The sequence below is a fragment of the Lysinibacillus telephonicus genome (assembly GCF_003966145.1).
GTDB lineage: Bacteria > Bacillota > Bacilli > Bacillales_A > Planococcaceae > Ureibacillus > Ureibacillus telephonicus.
On sequence record NZ_RXNR01000075.1, the window covers coordinates 1 to 18,178 of the forward strand.

An 18,178-nucleotide genomic window follows, 5' to 3' on the forward strand; every position below is an offset into this window, starting at 1 on the left:
AAAATTCACGGCCATTAACTAAGGGAATAGAAGAACTAATGTGAAAAAAGTGAGAAAGGTGAATTTGAGTTCCCTCAAATTCACCTTTCTCTTTATTTGAAGCTAGTTATGTCCCAGCCTCTTTTTATTTTGTGAGAAAAAGCAATTTTAAAATAAAGGATAATTTTCCCTTGCTAAATCGTAATCATTACGATAAAATCTAAAACGTAATTATTACGATTTGCAATAGGGGGAGAGGAGTATTACTATGAAATCAATCAAAAGAAATGATAGGTATAATTTAACTATTATAAAGAGGCTTCGCTCATTCACAGGAAGTCACTTCCTTCAATTCGCTGCCATGTTGGTATGCATATGCATATTAAGTGCTTGTACGGGCTCTTCGGAAAACACTATTGAAGAAGAATCAAAAGAAAAGCATATCAATTTCCTCTATAATTTCTCTACTAATTCATTGGATCCTCATGTTGATTCTAGTTATGTTCCGCTAAGAGCTGGGATAACTGAGACATTAGTACGATTAGATGAAGAAAATTTAACGGTTGCACCATGGCTTGCTGAAAGCTGGGAAGGCGAAGATGGTCTAAATTGGACTATTAAGCTTCGGGAAGATGTTACATTTCATAACGGTAAAAAAATGGATGCAGAAGCGGTGAAAGCTTCTCTTGAACGGGCCCTGGAAGAGAGCGTTGCTATTCAGAATGCTCTCAAAATAGAAAAGATCGAAGCTGATGGATACACACTACATATTTCTACAAAGGAACCTTTTCCTGAGTTTATTTCTGAGCTTGTCAATCCCAATGTTTCAATTATTGATGTAACAGAAGAGGATATTATCAATAAACCAATTGGTACAGGTCCTTTTATATTGAAGACATTTTCACCAGGAAGCAAACTTGAGCTTGAGCGTTATGATGATTATTGGGATGGAGCTTCTAACCTTGATTCAGTAACTTTTTCTTTTAATGAGGATGCAAATGCCCGCTCTCTTGCTCTAAAGTCAGGACAAGTAGATATTGTTTATCGTCCAGAGGTAGAAAGCTTGGAATCATTAAAAGCACTTGATGGGATAAAAGTTGAATCTACTGCAACATTTCGTGTTCATCAAATGACAATGAATATGGAACGCAAAAGTTTACAGGATATTAATGTTCGTCGTGCAGTTGATGCATTGATTGACCGCCAGAAAATTGTTGATAACATTCTTTTAGGTTACGCTGAACCAGCTGTTAGCCCATTTTTACCCTCTTTGCCATTTGCTCCATCATTTGAACAAAGCAAAACTGGAACGGATATAGCAATTAAATATTTAGAGGAAGCAGGCTACTCAATTGAAGACGGAAAAATGCAAAAAGATGGAGAACCGCTCAAATTTACACTTTTAACTTACAGTGCAAGAGCGGATTTGCCATTAATAGCTCAAGTATTTCAATCGGATGCTAAACAAATTGGAATTGATGTAGAAATTCGTCAAATCGATATCCCTGAGGAATATATGGCGTCAAACCGTGATTGGGATTTAGCAACTTATAGCAATTTAACCGCTCCAAGGGGGGATGCAGGCTACTACTTAAATGCAACCTATCATCCAACGGGTGCACTTAATTTTAGTGGTGCTCATGAACCCGAACTAACGGCAATTATTGATAAGCTCAATCAAACTGTTAGTCAAGAAGATCGCGCCGTTCTAGCAGAGCAGGCGGCAAAATTTGTACATGACAATGTAATCAACTCATTTGTTTTGCATCCTTCTACTATTGTTGCCTACAACGAAAACAAAGTAGAAAACTGGCAGACAACACGAAGTGAATATTATATGATTACTAATCAGTTGGATGTGAAGTAAATGATTCGAATTTTTGTTCGTAAATTCTTTGAAATATTAATTTTCATGTTGTTTATTACATTTGTTAGCTTTTTATTTGTCCGACTTGCTCCTGGTGATCCGGTTTTGACCATTTTAAATGTTGATGAGCTTTCTGTTAATCAGGAACAAGTTGAGGAATTAAGAGAAGAAATGGGATTCAACAAGCCATTGCTCGTCCAGTACGGACTTTGGCTGCTTAAATTTATTAAGCTGGATTTCGGTGTATCGTATGTTACTGGCCAACCTGTAATGGATATGATTTTAATTGGGCTGCCTGCCACAATAGAATTATCCGTTGGTGCATTAATTGTGATGCTTGTTGTATCGATACCACTAGGATCGCTATCTGCCCTTTACCGGAATAGCTGGATTGATCAGGTAAGTAGAACACTGTCAATACTTGGTGCAGCCATTCCAAGTTTTTGGCTTGGTCTTATTTTTATTGAACTATTCGGTGTGCGTGTTAACTGGTTTCCGACTATGGGTAGAGATGGGTTCATTTCCTTGATTTTACCTTCATTAACACTTGGCCTAGCCATTTCAAGCGTATATGTTCGTTTGCTTCGTTCTAGCCTTCTTGACTCGCTTGGTCAGGAATTTATTCGTGCAGCAAGAGCGCGTGGATTATCAGAAAAACGTATTTTTTTAGTACATGCATTTCGACATAGTCTTCCACCTGTTATTACCGTTTTTGGAGTCAGTTTAGGAAGTTTAATTGGTGGGGTTGTAGTTATTGAAGTTTTATTTGCGTATCCAGGGATAGGAAAACTAGTCGTTGATGCTATTCGTCAACGCGATTATCCACTTATACAAGGATATATTCTAATCATGGCAATTATTGTTTTTATTGTAAATGCATGTGTGGACATATCTTACAGGTATTTAAATCCTGAAATGAGACTAAAAGAAAGGGGGAGCAATCGATGAAAGAACTCTCATTACCAAGCATTAAAAAGTACAGTTGGCAAGGTATGGTTGCTTTAATATGTGTAATCTTTATCTTTTTAGTTGCTCTATATACTTTTTTCTATTTAAAACATGATCCAAATTTAACAAATCTCGATCAACGTCTTCAGGGAATGAGCCTGCAACATCCGCTAGGTACAGATCAACTTGGTAGGGATGTTCTAACAAGACTATTATTAGGTGCTAAACAAACAATCGGTTATAGTTTACTGGCACTTATTATTGCACTTATCATTGGAGTTCCCTTTGGTCTTATTTCCGGATATAAGCGTGGATTAGTTGATCGAATATTTATGCGAATTGCCGATGGATTTTTAGCCTTTCCCGATACTATTGTGGCAATTGTCCTAAGCGGTTTACTTGGACCGGGGATTGGCAATCTAGTTCTAGCAATAGTAATGATTAAATGGGTAAGTTATGCACGCCTTGTAAGAAGTACGGTTTTATCCGAATCTCAAAAAGATTATGTTTTGGTTGCCCGTATTAATGGCCTTTCTTCAAGGAAAATCATGCAAAAGCATTTATTACCCCACATTGTCGGACATGTACTAGTGCTTGCTAGTCTTGATTTAGGTAAAATTATTTTGCTCATTTCAGCTTTTTCATACATCGGTCTAGGTGTGCAGCCCCCAACGCCTGAATGGGGGGCGATGCTAAATGACTCACGCTCATATTTTCAATCAAGACCTGAATTAATGATATATCCAGGATTAGCAATTGTTGTAGTTGTGCTATTAACGAATATGCTGGGAGATTACTTACGTGATCATTTTGATGTTAAGAAAGAGGTGCAGCAGTGACTTTATCAGTTGAGCAAGTTTCAATTCAAAGTAGAGAAAGGAAAATAGTTGATAACGTATCACTCTCTATCAGTGAAGGCGAATGGTTCGCACTTGTCGGACAAAGTGGAAGTGGTAAAAGCTTACTTTCACAAGCGATAGGGCGTATGCTTTCCGCTAATTTGCAGGTTAAAGGAAATATATTCTTTAATGGGGAAGATTTACTTACATTATCATCTAAACAGATGCGGACAATTCGTGGAAGAAAATTATCCTACATTTTTCAAGATTATCAAGGCTCTTTTACACCGTTTAGAACAATTGGACAACATTTTCAGGAATATCAAAAAGCCCATGGTATATTGGATGCTAAAAACAGAAAAATAAAGTCAATTGATGCACTTGCATCTGTTGGATTAGATGCAACTTTTTACAATAGATACCCTTTTCAGTTAAGTGGTGGACAACTTCAACGGGTATCAATTGCTATGGCACTTTTGTTGTCTCCGGATTTATTAATTGCGGATGAAATAACAACCTCACTTGACAGTGTATTGGGACATAGAATTTTAGAATTACTTGCAAAAAAGCAACAGGAAACTGGATGTGCAATTTTATTCATAACTCATGATTGGCGGTATGTCAGACGCTATGCTAACCGTTTAGCAGTAATGAAGGATGGGGAAATTGTTGAGTCAGGCGGAAAACATCGTATACTTGACCATCCGAAGCATGAGTATACAAAACAGTTAATCCAAGCTGCACCTACTATTGGTCAAGGTCTGCCATCTGGGTTACAGGAGGTAGTCAAAGTATGACTATGCTTACAATTAAAAACCTGACAAAATCCTATCAGGAAGGGAAAAAAGCAGTTGACCATGTTTCATTCGGACTGAACAAGGGTGAATGTCTAGGTCTAGTTGGAGAAAGCGGTTGTGGTAAAAGCACATTGGCTCGTTGCTTGCTGCGGATAGAACCGATAGATAGCGGCTCGATTTATTTTAAGGGCGAAGCAATCGAAAGTCTTGATGAACGTCGTTTGCATCCTTATCGAAAAAAGATGCAAATTGTATTCCAAAATCCTTCAGCTGCTTTAAACCCAAAGCTAAAAATAAAGGAATCATTGATTGATCCATACGCCCAATTTCACAAGGAACTTACCCCTAGTCATTTTTCTTTTACTTCAAAGGATGCTTTTATAAAACAACTTCTTGAAGCTGTTGAGTTGCCTGCTAATTTGGCTGATAAATATCCTCATGAAATAAGTGGTGGACAGCGGCAACGTGTAACGATTGCCCGTGCTATTAGTATCGAACCGGAGCTTATAGTGTTAGATGAGCCAACCGCAAGTTTGGATGTTATCTCACAAAGGGCGGTGCTAACTTTATTAACTAAGCTTCGTGAAACTTTAAATCTCTCTTATTTATTTATTTCACATGATCTTGCTGCTGTCAGCCAAATGTGTCAGCGAATTTTAGTTATGAAAGAAGGGCAATTGATTGATCAATTTAGTAGTGATCAACTGTTTAGCGAAGAACGGCATTCATATACAAAAGAACTTATTTCAATTTTTTAGAAATGAAAAAGTCATCTTCCAAAAGATACAAATACAGACTAGGTAGAGTGTAAAATCCTTAGGTATGTTCTTCTATCATTTACTATTTCAATTTAATAATAGATTATTAGTAAATTCATTGTGATTCTATCTGATACGTTAGGAATTCAAAAATAAAACAGGAGGGAGTCTGTTGAATCATCGAACTTATCTTGCCTTAGCAATCCCTCTCATTATTTCGACTATAACAACACCTTTATTAGGTATAGTTGATATGGCTGTAGTAGGCCAGTTGCCAAATCCAGCTTATATCGGAGGTGTGGCAGTCGGTACAATTATTTTCAATACAATGTATTGGTTATTTGGCTTTTTAAGAGTAAGTACATCTGGTTTTGCAGCCCAAGCGCAAGGAGCTAATGATGAAAGGCAACAAGCACTTGCACTAATTAGGCCTTTGTTTATTGCTTTTATTATAGGAATTAGTTTTCTTATTTTACAGTTGCCGATTCTAAATTTGGCACTTGCATTCATCAGGCCTTCATCAGATGTTTTTGAGTTCGCATCTGATTATTTTTCGATCAGAATATGGGGAGCCCCATTCTCACTAATGAACTATGTAGTAATGGGTTGGTTAATTGGAAGAGCGCGGATAAAGTTAACACTAACACTTCAAATATTTATGAATGTTATTAATATTATATTAACGGTTTTGTTTGTTAACGTTTTTTTATGGGGCGTATCTGGTGTAGCTGCAGCAACACTTTTAGCAGAAATAATAGCATTTGCTTTAAGTTTATTCATAATAATAAAATTACTGCCAAAATCATTTAGCTTTCCTTCAAAAAGTGAGATTATGGATCCAGTCCCTTTTAAAAAGATGGTAGTTATGAATCGAGATTTAATGATAAGAACCTTCTGTTTACTTGTTGTTTTCAATTTATTTACAGCAAAAGGTGCAATGTATGGGACAGAAACATTGGCTGCAAATGCAATCCTAATTCAAATCCATTATTTGATGGCTTACGCTTTTGATGGCTTAGCTAATGCTTCGAGTATTTATGTTGGGAAAGCAATAGGTTCCAATAATAAGGTTCTTTATAATAAAACATTATCATTATCCTGTCAGTGGGCATTTTTTGCTGCTGTTCTTATTACTGGAATTTTTTATTTATGCAAGGGGCTAATCATCCCTATCTTTACACAGAAGCAGACCGTTATTGAATTAATTGACACATATGAAGGATGGATTATACTGTTTCCAATATCCGCGAGCTTTGGACTCGTTCTTTATGGTGTGTTTACTGGTGCGACTGAAGCTAAACCGATTCGAAATTCAATGATTTATGCATTAATAGTTTTTCTATTAGTTTTATACATATCCATTCCTACTCTTCAAAATCACGGATTATGGTTGGCTTTCATTTTATTTAGTGTAGGTCGCTCTATTTTTTTAGCTATGTATATTCCATCTTTAAATCGTAAACTTTTTAATTAAACGTAGGTTTAAAAAACATAAAGCGTATTTTAAAAATACTAAAATAGAAATTTGAGGTGTATAGATAAGGTGCACAAACCTAAGAACGGGTTGTGCACCTTTTTCGTGCATCTAATCGAAGTTAAATGTAGACTGTTGATGATATTCACATGATAGGTTCGAATTTGATAATATTATAATAGTAAAAGATTATTTAGGAGATGAACCATTTTGAATATCGATATTATTCAGCATGTATCTTTTGAAGGTCCTGGATTAATAGCTGCATGGGCTTTAAGCAGAAATTATTCACTTCGAATTCATAAAATTTTTGAAGGTGCTGCTATACCTCAGGAAGAAAATATAGAATTTTTAATTGTTTTAGGCGGGCCGATGAGTGTTAATGATGAAGACTTTTGGATTAATGATGAACGCGAATTAATTGAGAATATGGCTAGGAAAAAGAAACCTGTATTTGGTGTTTGCTTTGGAGCTCAACAGATTTCCAAAGTGCTAGGCGGAGAAGTTTTACCATGTAAAAAAGAAGTAGGTTGGGGGGAGGTAACATTGAAAAATACGCCTTTCCAAACAAACAAAACAAATTTCAATGTACTACATTGGCATGGAGAACAATTTACAATTCCTTCGAAAGCAACACGTTTATTTACAAATACATATTGTGAAAACCAAGGTATTATGTTTGAAAACTTAATTGGTGTACAATTCCATCTTGAAACTGATCGGGAGAGTTTACAAAAAATTGTACAAAATGATTCATCTTTTATAAATAATTCAGTTTATAATCAAAGTGCTGAACAAATTAGTTCATTTGAGATTCCAAAAGAAAACAAAGAGCTGTTATATACAATATTAGATTCTTTAGCATCTATAAAGGGAGAAGTATCATATGAATAGATTGTATTTAATTGATGGTTATGGAGGATCTCCAGAGATCAATTGGCTGTCAAACATTGAACAGAAATATAAAAATCGATTTGATATTCAAATTATTCCGTACACAAACCCTACTGAAGCTAATGTAGTGCAGTGGGATTTAGATTTAGAGCGAGGGATTGAAGCTCCTAAGGATGCTTATTTTATATGCCATAGCTTAGGATGCATTACATTTTTAAGATATTTGCAACGCCATGGGATAAAAATCAAAGGGGCTATTTTAGTATCTGGCTTTAAAAATGAAATAGAAGCTTTCCCACAATTCAATCCTTACTTTAAAGGACTAAAAGAAGTAAGCTGGAAAGATTTAATAGGAGATGCCTATGTGATTTCTTCTAAAACAGATCAAATTATTAATTGGAAATTTACATATGAGTTAGCGGATGTACTAGAAAGTCCGTTTATTTTATTACCACATGGAGGGCACTTCTCATCAGGTGAAGGAATTGTTGAAATGCCAGTTATTGAGAAGCTTATTAACTCAAATTGGTTGGGAACTTGCTAGTGTGAATTTAGGAATAAGTAAACAGTTAATCTATTAAAAAGTTTGATTAATAAATCTCTTCTCTATATTAGAGGGGGGATTTTTTTATTGGGTATTTCTGTTAACGTTATGATAGAAATTATAAAAAAAGCATTTAAACTACAAAAGACAATCCAGTTTCGTTGGACAAATATTCAATAAAATTCATAGCAACACAGCCTAGAATCACTTATATGGTCCAAGCAAAACCGCAACTCGTAAAATAAATCAAAAAATTTTAAGCCAAATAATCTTCTCGTTTGTCTAATATATGTAAATCAAAACGAAAGGAGGAAATCGCAATGAAGCTCGAAAGCTTAGTAAAAAAAGCGCAAAAAGGAAATGACAAAGCTTACTTAATGCTTTTCCAGCAGTTTGAAGAAGATATTTATCGAATGGCGTATGTCTATGTGAAAAATAAAGACGACGCTTTAGATATTGTTCAAGAAGTAGCCTATCAGTCATTTAAAAAAATCAGTACATTGAAAAATCCAGAGTATTTCAAGACATGGCTCATGAAGATAACAATCAATAGTGCACTGAATTTAATTAATAAAAATAAAAAAGTGATTCAACTAAACCCAAGCTTTGAAGTACTTAATGGGAAAGAAGATGAAGACATCGCACTTTCTTTATCTTTATATGAACTGATGGATACTTTACAAGAGGATGAGAAAAGCATCATTTTATTAAAGTATTACGATGATCGCACTATAAAGGAAATTTCAGAGATATTAGACATCCCACTTGGAACAGCAAAGTCTGTTTTATATCGTGCTTTGGATAAGCTTCGCCAAAATTTAAAGGAGGTAGAGAATTATGGATAATCAATTTAAACAAGAGTTAACAAAAATTGAAATCCCAGTAGAGCTTCACGAAAGAAGTAAACTGGGCATTAATAAAGCAAAAAAAGAAATGGGAGGAAGAGCAACTCGATTTGTAAAAAAACGGTTAGCAGTAGCTGTTATAGCAGCTTGTTTAATGGTTCCAACAGGTGCGTTTGCTTATCAAGCGCTGCTTGCTGATGACTTATATGGTTCTTTTGACAACCTAAAAAAGCATGTTGCTAGTGCAACAATGGAGAGTTACTTATTGTTTGATGCAAAATTAAATCAAGCTAGTGGTGAGTTAGGACAAGAACAATTTGAACAATTTAAAGATCTATTAAATGTGTTCACAAGTGCAAAGCTTGAATATGGCGATAAAAATGGAAACATAGATTATTCTCAAATACCTGCCGAACGATTGGAAGAAATTAAAATAGCAATGCACGAAATCCAACCATACTTTGATAAATTAAATGGACTACCATCAAGTAAAGATATTTTAACAAAAGAAGAATATGATCAATATATAAAAGCATTAATGACTTATGAAACTACTATGGCGCAAATAGGAGTTTCAAGTGCTCCAGAAATCGATATGATTCCTGCTGAATTGCAAGAGGAATTTATAGAAGCCCAAGAATACTTAAATTATGTAAATGAAAAACAAATTGAATATTAATTTATAGAAAAAGACAGACAGAAATTTAATTTTTCTGTCCTGTCTCTACTTTTAAAATGAATAGGATTCACCATCATTTGGTACTAATATATTAGAAGAGATTCCTTTTTCATTAATAAAGATTCGTAATTCTTCTCTTGATAACGTCCAATGATTGACCGCTTCCATGTGAACAGCCAGGATTTTAGCATTTGGGGCAGCATTATACACTTCATAAACATCTTCTTTTCCCATTACTAGAGAACCGCCTTGTAAGAATTGGTTATCCCCAGCATTAACGACAATAATTTCTGGTTTGAGTGTTCCAATTACTTCCTGAACACCTTCATACCAAACCGTATCTCCAGCTACATATAATGTTTTTTCAGTTGGATGCTTAAAGACAACACCACACACTAGACCAGCAAGGCTTAAAATTTCACCTCTTCCATGCTCCCCTTTAGTTTTAATTAATTGAATACCTTCGAAGACGGTATCTTGTTGTAAAACTTCTATATTTAAAAATCCAGCATTTTTAATTTCTATCGCATCTTCTTCATTTTGTACAAACATTTTAATATCCTTTGGCAATGCTTCTTTAGCCGCATCATCCCAGTGATCTAAATGTAGGTGAGTAACAATAACAGCATCGATATTATCAATAATTTTATCAATGGAAATAGGCAGACTTACTAATGGATTAAATTGATCTTGTCTCAATGAGTTTGGGAAAGGTGGGTAAGTTCCCTTCTCGGCAAGGAATGGATCAATGAGAAACTTTTTCCTAGCAAATTGTACTACGAGTGTAGCATTACGAATTAATTGTATGTTCATATTAATTAACTCCTTTCAAATAAACTATGAATAGTCTATACTATGACCAACTATAAATACATGGATGAAATCAAGTCTTTTGGCTGTTTCACTTGATTAATGAAAGGAGTCTAATAAATGCTGGATAACACTGATATACAAATTTTAAATGAGCTTTCTAAGAACAGTCGTATCACTATGAAAGAACTTGGAGAGAAAGTACATTTAACTGGACAAGCTGCTTCAGCAAGAGTTGCAAAATTAGAGGATAATGGCGTAATTGAAGGATATACCATTAAAGTTAATCAAGCTAAATTAGGATGTAATATCCATGCTTTTATTACAGTCATTATACAATCCATAAATCATCAGCCTTATCTTTCATTTATAAAAACTCACGAGAAATATACAATCAATAACTATAAAATTAGTGGAGACGGTTGTTATATCCTTGAATGTAAATTTCCTACTAATGAAGCATTAAATCAATTTTTGGAAGACCTAAATAAACATGCAAACTATAAATTATCGATTGTTATTAATAAGTAAATGAACTAATAATGTGTTTCTTACAGAATAACGTTCTTTTTTGTTGAGCTGATTGTATTAAGCTGGTTATAAGATTAGACTGTTGGTGAAAGGGAATTTAAAGGCAATCTAAAAAACAACTTACTTAGATAGGATGTGTAGTTTTAAAATGATTTTAGTTAGTTCTTGTTTAGCGGGAAATCCTGTTAGATATAATGGTACTTCTTGCTTGAATGATCGAATTCAAAAATTGATTGATGAGAACAAGGCAATCCCAGTCTGCCCAGAGCTTTTAGGTGGTTTTGTTACACCTAGAGAACCAGCTGAAATTTTAGGTGGTGATGGGTTTGATGTGATATCCGGCAAAGCTAAGGTGATGGAACGCTCAGGAAATGATGTAACTGAATTATACATAAGTGGCGCTAAAAAAACGTTGGCACTTGCAAAGGAAATGAATTCTACTTACGTAGTATTAAAGGAATATAGTCCCTCTTGTGGCAGCAAGAAAATCTATAATGGAAAGTTTATTGGAGAAAAAAGAGCAGGTGTTGGCGTAACGACAGCTTTGCTGGAGATGAATGGAATTAAAGTTATATCCGAACAAGAACTTGAAGAGTTACTAGATTAAATCAAGGTTAATTCATTTAACCACTAGCCAAATTAGATACTTTATTCCGTTTATTAAGTAAAAAGGAATGAAGCATTAACAAAAGAAAGCAGCGCATTTCTTACGCAATTCAATTTTTTGTTTCAATCTAGACACCTTTCCCTCCAATTTTAGCATTGAGTCCCTCTGAAGTTAAAAGCGTTATTAACAACTTTAACTTGCAAGAATAAAAGAAATGTATTGCATTCGGTTAGAGGTAGCATTTCCACAATTATTTAATACTATTTTTTTAAAGTAATAAGGCAGTGTTAAATAAACTCGAACTTTAAACTCCCTAATTTATAATTTATGAACTATTCAGTGGCCTGTCCCTTTAGTAGTATCTACCTTCTTTATATTTGAAATAAATACACCGGACAGTGTAATTAAACCTCCGATAATTGCAGAAGAATGAGGAACTTCACCTAGCCAAATCCATGCAATAGCAAAAGCGAAAACAGGAGTTAAATAAAGAGAGCTTGTTGCTTCTGATGCTCCGGTTCGCGAGGTAATATATGCTAGAGTAAAATAAGGAATGACTGTAGGAAAGATGCCTAGATAAACTACTATAAGTGTTATATCAATTGGAGCATGAGAAATCGCACCCCAAAGACCGGGTGAAAATATCATCATAAAAATAGTGCCAGACCAAACTGTATAGATAGTAAATCCAACAAAACCATATTTTTTTAGATAAGTATTTTGAAAAACAAAGTAAATACTTTCTGAAAGGGATGCTGCTAAAACTAGTATAATTCCAGCGTTAAGCGAAAAACTCTCAGTTAATCCGCCCAATGAGATAAATGCTACACCAGAAAAACCAATTAATGAACCAATCCATCCCCAAAGTCCAAATTTCTCATGAAAAAATAATAAAGCCAATAGAGCTGTAAATATTGGGGTTGTTGATACTAATAGACTAGCGACCCCGGCACTAACTGTTTGCTCACCAAAACTCAGTGCTGTTTGGTAAACCGAGAACCCTAAAAAGCCGAGTAATAGAATGATTGGTATATCTTTTAGTTCCGGTAAACGAACTTTTTGAATAATTGCCACAAAAATTAAAGCTATTGATCCAACTAGTAAGCGCAAAAGTGATACATGTTCAGGCAAGTATGCTGTTAATGCAGCCCTTATTCCAGTGAATGCAGATGCCCATAAAAAAATTGTTATAAAATGTGCAGAGACTATTTTTAAATCAAAAGATTTTAACATAAATACACCTCAATTAATTTTAAATCCAACCACTTCCCTTAATGTTTTCTCATATTAATACGAATTTGATAAAATTTCTTCAACAGGTTAAATAGAAAAAAACCAACCAGTTAAGGTTTGATAAAAAGGAGTATATATGAAAAAACCAAAATACCAGTTAATCGTTGATTTTATAAAAGAAAAAATTTCTATAGGTGAATGGGCGATAGGAAGTCAAATACCGAGTCAGCGTAACTTGGCAAAACTTTTTGAGGTTAATCGCAGTACAGTCATAACAGCACTGGAGGAATTAATGGCAGAAGGACTGATTGAAGGTCGAGCAGGAAAAGGGACAGTTGTAACTAATAATACTTGGAATTTGATGGGAAACCAACTTTCAACTAATTGGAATGAAAATGTTTCCTTAGGTATCCATAAACCAAGTGTTTCAACTGTACAAGAGATAAATGAAGCCGAATCTAATAATAATCTAATTCAACTAGGAAAAGGGGAACTATCACCGGATATGTTTCCTTTAGAAGAAATGAAATCCATCGTTCAAAAGGTTTCAAATCAGTTGACATCGTTTGGATATGAAAAACCAAAAGGAAATATAAAGCTACGCCAAGCAATTAGCGACTATCTAAAGGTAAGAGGCATTAACGCGTCTCCATCATCCATTTTAGTAGTTTCAGGCGCCCTTCAAGCGCTGCATCTAATTTCTATTGGTCTATTAAAAAAAGGATCGACTGTGTTTTTGGAAGTGCCTTCGTACCTTTATTCATTGACTGTATTTCAATCGATGGGTATGGATTTGAAAGGAGTTCCCATGGATAGTAAAGGTCTTATGATTGACTCGATTTATCAAACAAAAGAAAAAGGAAAAAATATTTTTATACTATTCCAACCTTTCATAATCCAACAGGTATTTTAATGGAAGAGAAAAGAAGAGAAGAGTTAATTGAATACTGTGTAAGAGAACAACTTCCTGTAATAGAAGATGATGTGTACCGCGATTTATGGATCGATAATCCGCCACCGGAACCACTGAAGGCAATGGATTTTCATGGGAATGTATTGTATTTAGGAAGTTTATCAAAAACATTAAGCCCTGGATTACGGATTGGTTGGATAGTTGGAACAGAATCAGTAATTAACCGGTTAGCTGATTTGAAAATGCAGTTGGATTACGGATCAAGTACGTTGTCTCAGCTTGTTGCAGCAGAGTGGCTATCCAGTGATTTGTATGACCTTCACGTTGGAAATGTAAGAGAAAAGCTTTGCATTCGTAGAAGAACGGCTTTGGATGCTTTAGATAAATATTTAGGTTTATATGCTACATGGGAAATTCCAAAAGGTGGTTTTTTCATATGGATTAGGATAAAATCACCTTTTAAAGTAAAGAGATTGTTTGAGAAAGCATTAGCCAAAGGGATTCTAATAAATCCCGGTAGTATTTATGCTGAGCACTCAGGACAGTTTATCCGGATATCCTATGGGTTTGCTTCACTGGATAACATAAAAAAAGGTATATTTGAATTATGTGAAATTATTAAAAATCAATAACTATTCAAGGAAAGCTTTATTTCGATCAATGTAATTGAAATGAAGTTTTTTTCGCTTTTTATGACCAAATTTTTAACTGTGCATTCAGTCTAAATATGTGCATGGTTAATAAAATACAAGATATTTACATAATATGCATAATTTGATAACGTTTTTTTGTAAAAATGATATATAGAAGTATATTAAATTTATGAAGTCAAGGTAAAAAACTTTGGAGGATTTATGGACATTATAACTCGGGGATTAAAGCATATAGGCATAAGAAAACTCATTCTAATAGTTAGTTTATTTTTGATTATTTCGGTAAATCAATCTACTTTGGCAGTGGGAACCGGTAACAGTGTAGATAGCTCTAAAATCGATGCATTTATTAATAGGGAAATAGAAAGGCTCAATATACCTGGTGCATCGGTAGCGATTGTTAAAGGTGATCAAATTGAATATTTGAAGGGTTACGGCAAATCTGGCCCCGACAAGAAAATGACTCCGCAAACTCCTATTGTCATTGGTTCAGTAAGTAAATCGTTTACGGCGCTCGCTATAATGCAATTAGTGGACCAAGGGAAACTCGAATTGACCGAACCTGTGAACACATATTTACCTGGGTTTAGTTTAGCAGATAAGGATGCATCAAAAGAAATAACAATTCAACATTTATTAAACCATACGAGTGAATTGTCTACGTATGACGGCCAACGCTCAATAGCTGAGGGTAATAAATCATTAAAAGAGCATATAGAAAGCTTGGAGAATATACAATTAGTAAACGGTGTAGGTGATACTTATCAATATTCAAATCTAAACTATGATATTTTAGGTTTAGTAATCGAAGATGTAGCAAATATGCCATATAAAGAGTATGTAAACAATCATATTTTTAAACCACTTCATATGAACAATAGTTACGCTGATCCTCGTGATGATGTGAATAACACTATTGCAACAGGGTATCAAACTATGTTTGGATTTAAAGTGCCAACAGAGCAATTAAATCATGAAGGAAATATCCCTTCTGGATATATCATCTCAAGTGCCGAAGATATGGCTAATTATATGATTGCACAGTTAAATAATGGGCAATTTAGTGGAGAAAGCATTTTATCAAAAGACAGAATGGACGAAATGCATCACCCCTCCTCTCTTATGTGGGAGGATACTTATTATGCAATGGGATGGACTGTAAATAATAATGTAATATCCCATGATGGCTCTACAGAAAATACTTATTCAAAGGTAGTGCTTGATGGTGAGTATGGGATTAGTTTACTTATAAATTCCCTAGATTACCTCAATGTTGATCAATATGATAACATCATGACGGGTTTAAATAATATTGTTCAAAATGGAGAGCCCTTAATCTCCAATGAAAGCAACCCTTTTACTATATATATCATTATCGATATAGTTATATTAATTGTTTTAGCTTTGATTGCTTTTTCAACTTACAGGATTTTTAAACAGAAAGAGCATAAAGCAACCCGAATCCGTACTATTATAAATATACTATCAATAACTTTAATTAATTTTTTTATACCAGTGATTATTTTATATTTTATTCCTAAAATAACTCCCTGGTCCACGGTAACATTATTTGTTCCTGGAATAGGACATGCATTATTCATAATCCCAATACTTTTATTATTGATAGGAGTAATGAAAGTTGGCAAGATGATTCGCAACAAAGTAAAAGTTACCTCACCTTAAAAATAACCTTCCTTTAATTTTGTACTCATAGAGTGCTATTGTCTTGATGCAGCAATTTGTTGGATACAGTGGAAAGGTATTTTACAAAGGAATTGTCTTAATATAAGGAGCTAAATTAAACATCAATGACCGATCAATCGCATGGATTTGCATGTGGTTGTTCGGTTTTTTTATGTAAAAAAACTTTATAAAAGTTGTATACTTTTTTATTTTACAATTGTTATATAGGCTAGGCTAGTAATCACTAAGAAGGAAAAATGAATATCCAGAAGTTGGTGAAGTTTTAAAAATGAGTAAGAGTAACTTAACGAATTTTTCTCTCCTATAGTGAAAAGTAGAAAAGCAGGAGAGTTCTTAACCGAATTTGCTCCTACTTTATTTATGTATTTAACATTTCAAGTGTAAGCATTGATAGGTATGGATGATTAATTCTTTTATATAAAAATAGCTTAAGAGGATAAATTTACCTTTAGATGGGTGCGATTATAAATAAGAATAGGTAATGCTATGATATAATTTAGTTAAATTTGGAAATTTTTATAGAAAGTGAGGGAATTTTTTATAAATGCTTAAAAATAGAAAGATAATAGTAACTGGTGCCGCTTCGGGAATTGGAAAAGAAATCGTGAAACAATGTTTGCATGAAGGCGCTTCAGTAATTGCATGTGATATTAATGAAAACTCCTTACATGAGTTAAAACGGTCAATGGACAATCAGGGGATTCTGCACACATACCAATTAGATGTAAGTAATTATGAAGAAGTTGCTAAATTTTTTATGCTTATTGAAATAGAACATCCTGATGTAGATAGTTTAGTTAATAATGCAGGAATATATTTGGCGAAGAATATTTTGGATTATCAAGTAGATGAAATTGATAGAGTATTAGATATAAACATTAAGGGATTTATATTTTTCTCACAATTGTTGGGAAGGAAATTACTCCAAAGTAAACGCAAGGGGGTAATTGTGAATATGTCTTCAGTGTCAGGCATTGAAGGCAGCTCAGATGCAATTTACGGGCTGTCAAAGGCTGCTATAATAGGCCTAACTAAGAGTTGTGCGATGAATTTCTCACCATTCGTTAGAGTTAATGCCGTTGCCCCTACAATGGTTAATACACCAATGATGGATTCAATTCCTAATTGGAGGAAAGAGGAGTATTTAAGTCATCAACTTATTGATACACCTGTAATGCCTGAAGATGTGGCTCATTCTGTCATATTCTTATTATCAGATAAATCCAGACACTACACTGGAGCAACATTCGATATAAATAATGGAGGATACCTTCGATAGCTCTAGCTTACCTAGAATAGCAAGAGCTAATGGAACAACATAGATAGAAAGTGTAAGAATTTGTTATAAAACTTAGACTTCATGGATAAGAATCCATTTTATTTTCAAAATGGGTTCTATACTAGGGTTTTACATAGGGGGAGATAGTTTGAAAATAGCTATTTTTCTATCCTTTATATTGTTTCTTTCATTCATTTTATTGTTTCTTTTCTTAAACAATGAAAACCGAAAAGAAGAAAATAAAGATAGTATACTGCTAATTATTTTTGGATCGCTTTTGTTTTCGTTAATTATTACAGCTGTAGTAGCATTCTTTTTATTTCTTGTTATAGGATCTACAAGAATTATGGATACATTGTTCTCTTTAAATATAACTACCAATCAATTAATTGTTATAGGAATATTTTTTCTTATTTATTGGCTTACAATTGATAATATCTTTGAAAAGTTATTTGAATATTTATTTGGCGAAAATATCTATGCGATTTTATCTGTAGCCTTAACTAGGATAGCAGCCTTCTACATAATTGGAATAATCATTAGTTTGAATAATAGCGTTAACATAACCATTTCAATAGGTGTATCTATTATTTTGTTAGTTATTGATGCGTTATTTATTTTCAAAAAATAAACAAGAATCGTAAAGGATTATGTAATATCTTTTATCTGATCTATCCAAGGATAACCGTAGTTATATACCGAATGTTTATTGCAAAATAAAAGTGCAGACTTGTGCAAAGAATTTGTACAGAGTCTAGCACTTTTTTAGTGCAAAAAAATAGACTTGCCAGCCACCCCAAGTCATTCTACTGTTAAAGTGTCGA

The 18,178-nt window shown here is 33.9% G+C and carries 17 protein-coding genes and 1 pseudogene; 16 read left to right on the forward strand and 2 right to left on the reverse strand.

What is annotated here, in order from left to right; genetic code table 11:
• Window positions 1-340 precede the first annotated feature (340 nt).
• The 10 genes from nikA (at window position 341) to EKG35_RS17645 (ending at window position 9,624) form a co-directional block, all read left to right on the forward strand.
• On the forward strand, window positions 341-1,846 hold the full coding sequence (gene nikA, locus EKG35_RS17600; protein ID WP_246020469.1) for a nickel ABC transporter substrate-binding protein: 1,506 nt from the start codon (window positions 341-343) through the stop codon (window positions 1,844-1,846).
• Window positions 1,847-2,794, forward strand: coding sequence for a nickel ABC transporter permease (gene nikB / locus EKG35_RS17605; RefSeq protein ID WP_126295852.1), 948 nt, complete (start codon window positions 1,847-1,849; stop codon window positions 2,792-2,794). It begins immediately after the preceding gene.
• Window positions 2,791-3,633, forward strand: a complete 843-nt coding sequence (gene nikC / locus EKG35_RS17610) for a nickel transporter permease (RefSeq protein WP_126295853.1) — start codon at window positions 2,791-2,793, stop codon at window positions 3,631-3,633. The genes nikB and nikC overlap by 4 nt, the downstream gene beginning before the upstream one ends.
• On the forward strand, window positions 3,630-4,430 hold the full coding sequence (locus tag EKG35_RS17615; protein WP_126295854.1) for an ABC transporter ATP-binding protein: 801 nt from the start codon (window positions 3,630-3,632) through the stop codon (window positions 4,428-4,430). Before nikC ends, EKG35_RS17615 begins: the two co-directional genes overlap by 4 nt.
• Window positions 4,427-5,188: an ABC transporter ATP-binding protein gene (locus EKG35_RS17620; protein ID WP_126295855.1), complete on the forward strand. Its 762-nt coding sequence runs from the start codon at window positions 4,427-4,429 to the stop codon at window positions 5,186-5,188. The genes EKG35_RS17615 and EKG35_RS17620 overlap by 4 nt, the downstream gene beginning before the upstream one ends.
• Before the next feature lie 172 nt (window positions 5,189-5,360).
• Window positions 5,361-6,662, forward strand: coding sequence for an MATE family efflux transporter (locus tag EKG35_RS17625; protein ID WP_126295856.1), 1,302 nt, complete (start codon window positions 5,361-5,363; stop codon window positions 6,660-6,662).
• A 210-nt stretch (window positions 6,663-6,872) separates the two neighbouring features.
• Entirely contained in the window at window positions 6,873-7,556 is a 684-nt protein-coding gene (locus EKG35_RS17630; RefSeq protein WP_185807807.1) for a type 1 glutamine amidotransferase, read from the forward strand.
• Entirely contained in the window at window positions 7,549-8,100 is a 552-nt protein-coding gene (locus EKG35_RS17635; protein WP_126295858.1) for an RBBP9/YdeN family alpha/beta hydrolase, read from the forward strand. The genes EKG35_RS17630 and EKG35_RS17635 overlap by 8 nt, the downstream gene beginning before the upstream one ends.
• Window positions 8,101-8,420: 320 nt before the next feature.
• Window positions 8,421-8,945 carry a sigma-70 family RNA polymerase sigma factor gene (locus tag EKG35_RS17640; protein WP_126295859.1) on the forward strand — a complete coding sequence of 175 codons (525 nt, stop codon included), beginning with the start codon at window positions 8,421-8,423 and terminating at the stop codon, window positions 8,943-8,945.
• The gene (locus EKG35_RS17645) at window positions 8,938-9,624 is read left to right on the forward strand and encodes a DUF3600 domain-containing protein (protein WP_126295860.1); all 687 of its coding nucleotides are present in this window, start codon (window positions 8,938-8,940) and stop codon (window positions 9,622-9,624) included. Before EKG35_RS17640 ends, EKG35_RS17645 begins: the two co-directional genes overlap by 8 nt.
• Before the next feature lie 51 nt (window positions 9,625-9,675).
• Here the strand turns inward: EKG35_RS17645 and EKG35_RS17650 are convergent, their stop codons facing one another.
• A complete protein-coding gene (locus EKG35_RS17650; protein WP_126295861.1) occupies window positions 9,676-10,437 on the reverse strand; it encodes an MBL fold metallo-hydrolase in 762 nt (253 codons plus the stop codon).
• A gap of 117 nt (window positions 10,438-10,554) precedes the next feature.
• Here EKG35_RS17650 and EKG35_RS17655 point away from each other — a divergent pair, with 117 nt between their 5' ends.
• A complete protein-coding gene (locus EKG35_RS17655) occupies window positions 10,555-10,965 on the forward strand; it encodes an Lrp/AsnC family transcriptional regulator (protein ID WP_126295862.1) in 411 nt (136 codons plus the stop codon).
• Between the two features lie 148 nt (window positions 10,966-11,113).
• Window positions 11,114-11,572 carry a 2-thiouracil desulfurase family protein gene (locus EKG35_RS17660; protein ID WP_126295863.1) on the forward strand — a complete coding sequence of 153 codons (459 nt, stop codon included), beginning with the start codon at window positions 11,114-11,116 and terminating at the stop codon, window positions 11,570-11,572.
• Between the two features lie 336 nt (window positions 11,573-11,908).
• Here the strand turns inward: EKG35_RS17660 and EKG35_RS17665 are convergent, their stop codons facing one another.
• A complete protein-coding gene (locus EKG35_RS17665) occupies window positions 11,909-12,805 on the reverse strand; it encodes a DMT family transporter (RefSeq protein ID WP_126295864.1) in 897 nt (298 codons plus the stop codon).
• A 136-nt stretch (window positions 12,806-12,941) separates the two neighbouring features.
• Between EKG35_RS17665 and EKG35_RS17670 the strand changes: the two are divergent.
• From EKG35_RS17670 to EKG35_RS17685, 4 genes and pseudogenes are all read left to right on the forward strand, one after another.
• Window positions 12,942-14,350: pseudogene (locus EKG35_RS17670) on the forward strand (aminotransferase-like domain-containing protein).
• Window positions 14,351-14,572: 222 nt separating this feature from the next.
• Window positions 14,573-16,054, forward strand: a complete 1,482-nt coding sequence (locus EKG35_RS17675; RefSeq protein ID WP_126295865.1) for a serine hydrolase domain-containing protein — start codon at window positions 14,573-14,575, stop codon at window positions 16,052-16,054.
• A gap of 565 nt (window positions 16,055-16,619) precedes the next feature.
• A complete protein-coding gene (locus EKG35_RS17680) occupies window positions 16,620-17,354 on the forward strand; it encodes an SDR family NAD(P)-dependent oxidoreductase (RefSeq protein ID WP_126295866.1) in 735 nt (244 codons plus the stop codon).
• A gap of 148 nt (window positions 17,355-17,502) precedes the next feature.
• On the forward strand, window positions 17,503-17,985 hold the full coding sequence (locus tag EKG35_RS17685; RefSeq protein WP_126295867.1) for a hypothetical protein: 483 nt from the start codon (window positions 17,503-17,505) through the stop codon (window positions 17,983-17,985).
• Window positions 17,986-18,178: the final 193 nt, after the last annotated feature.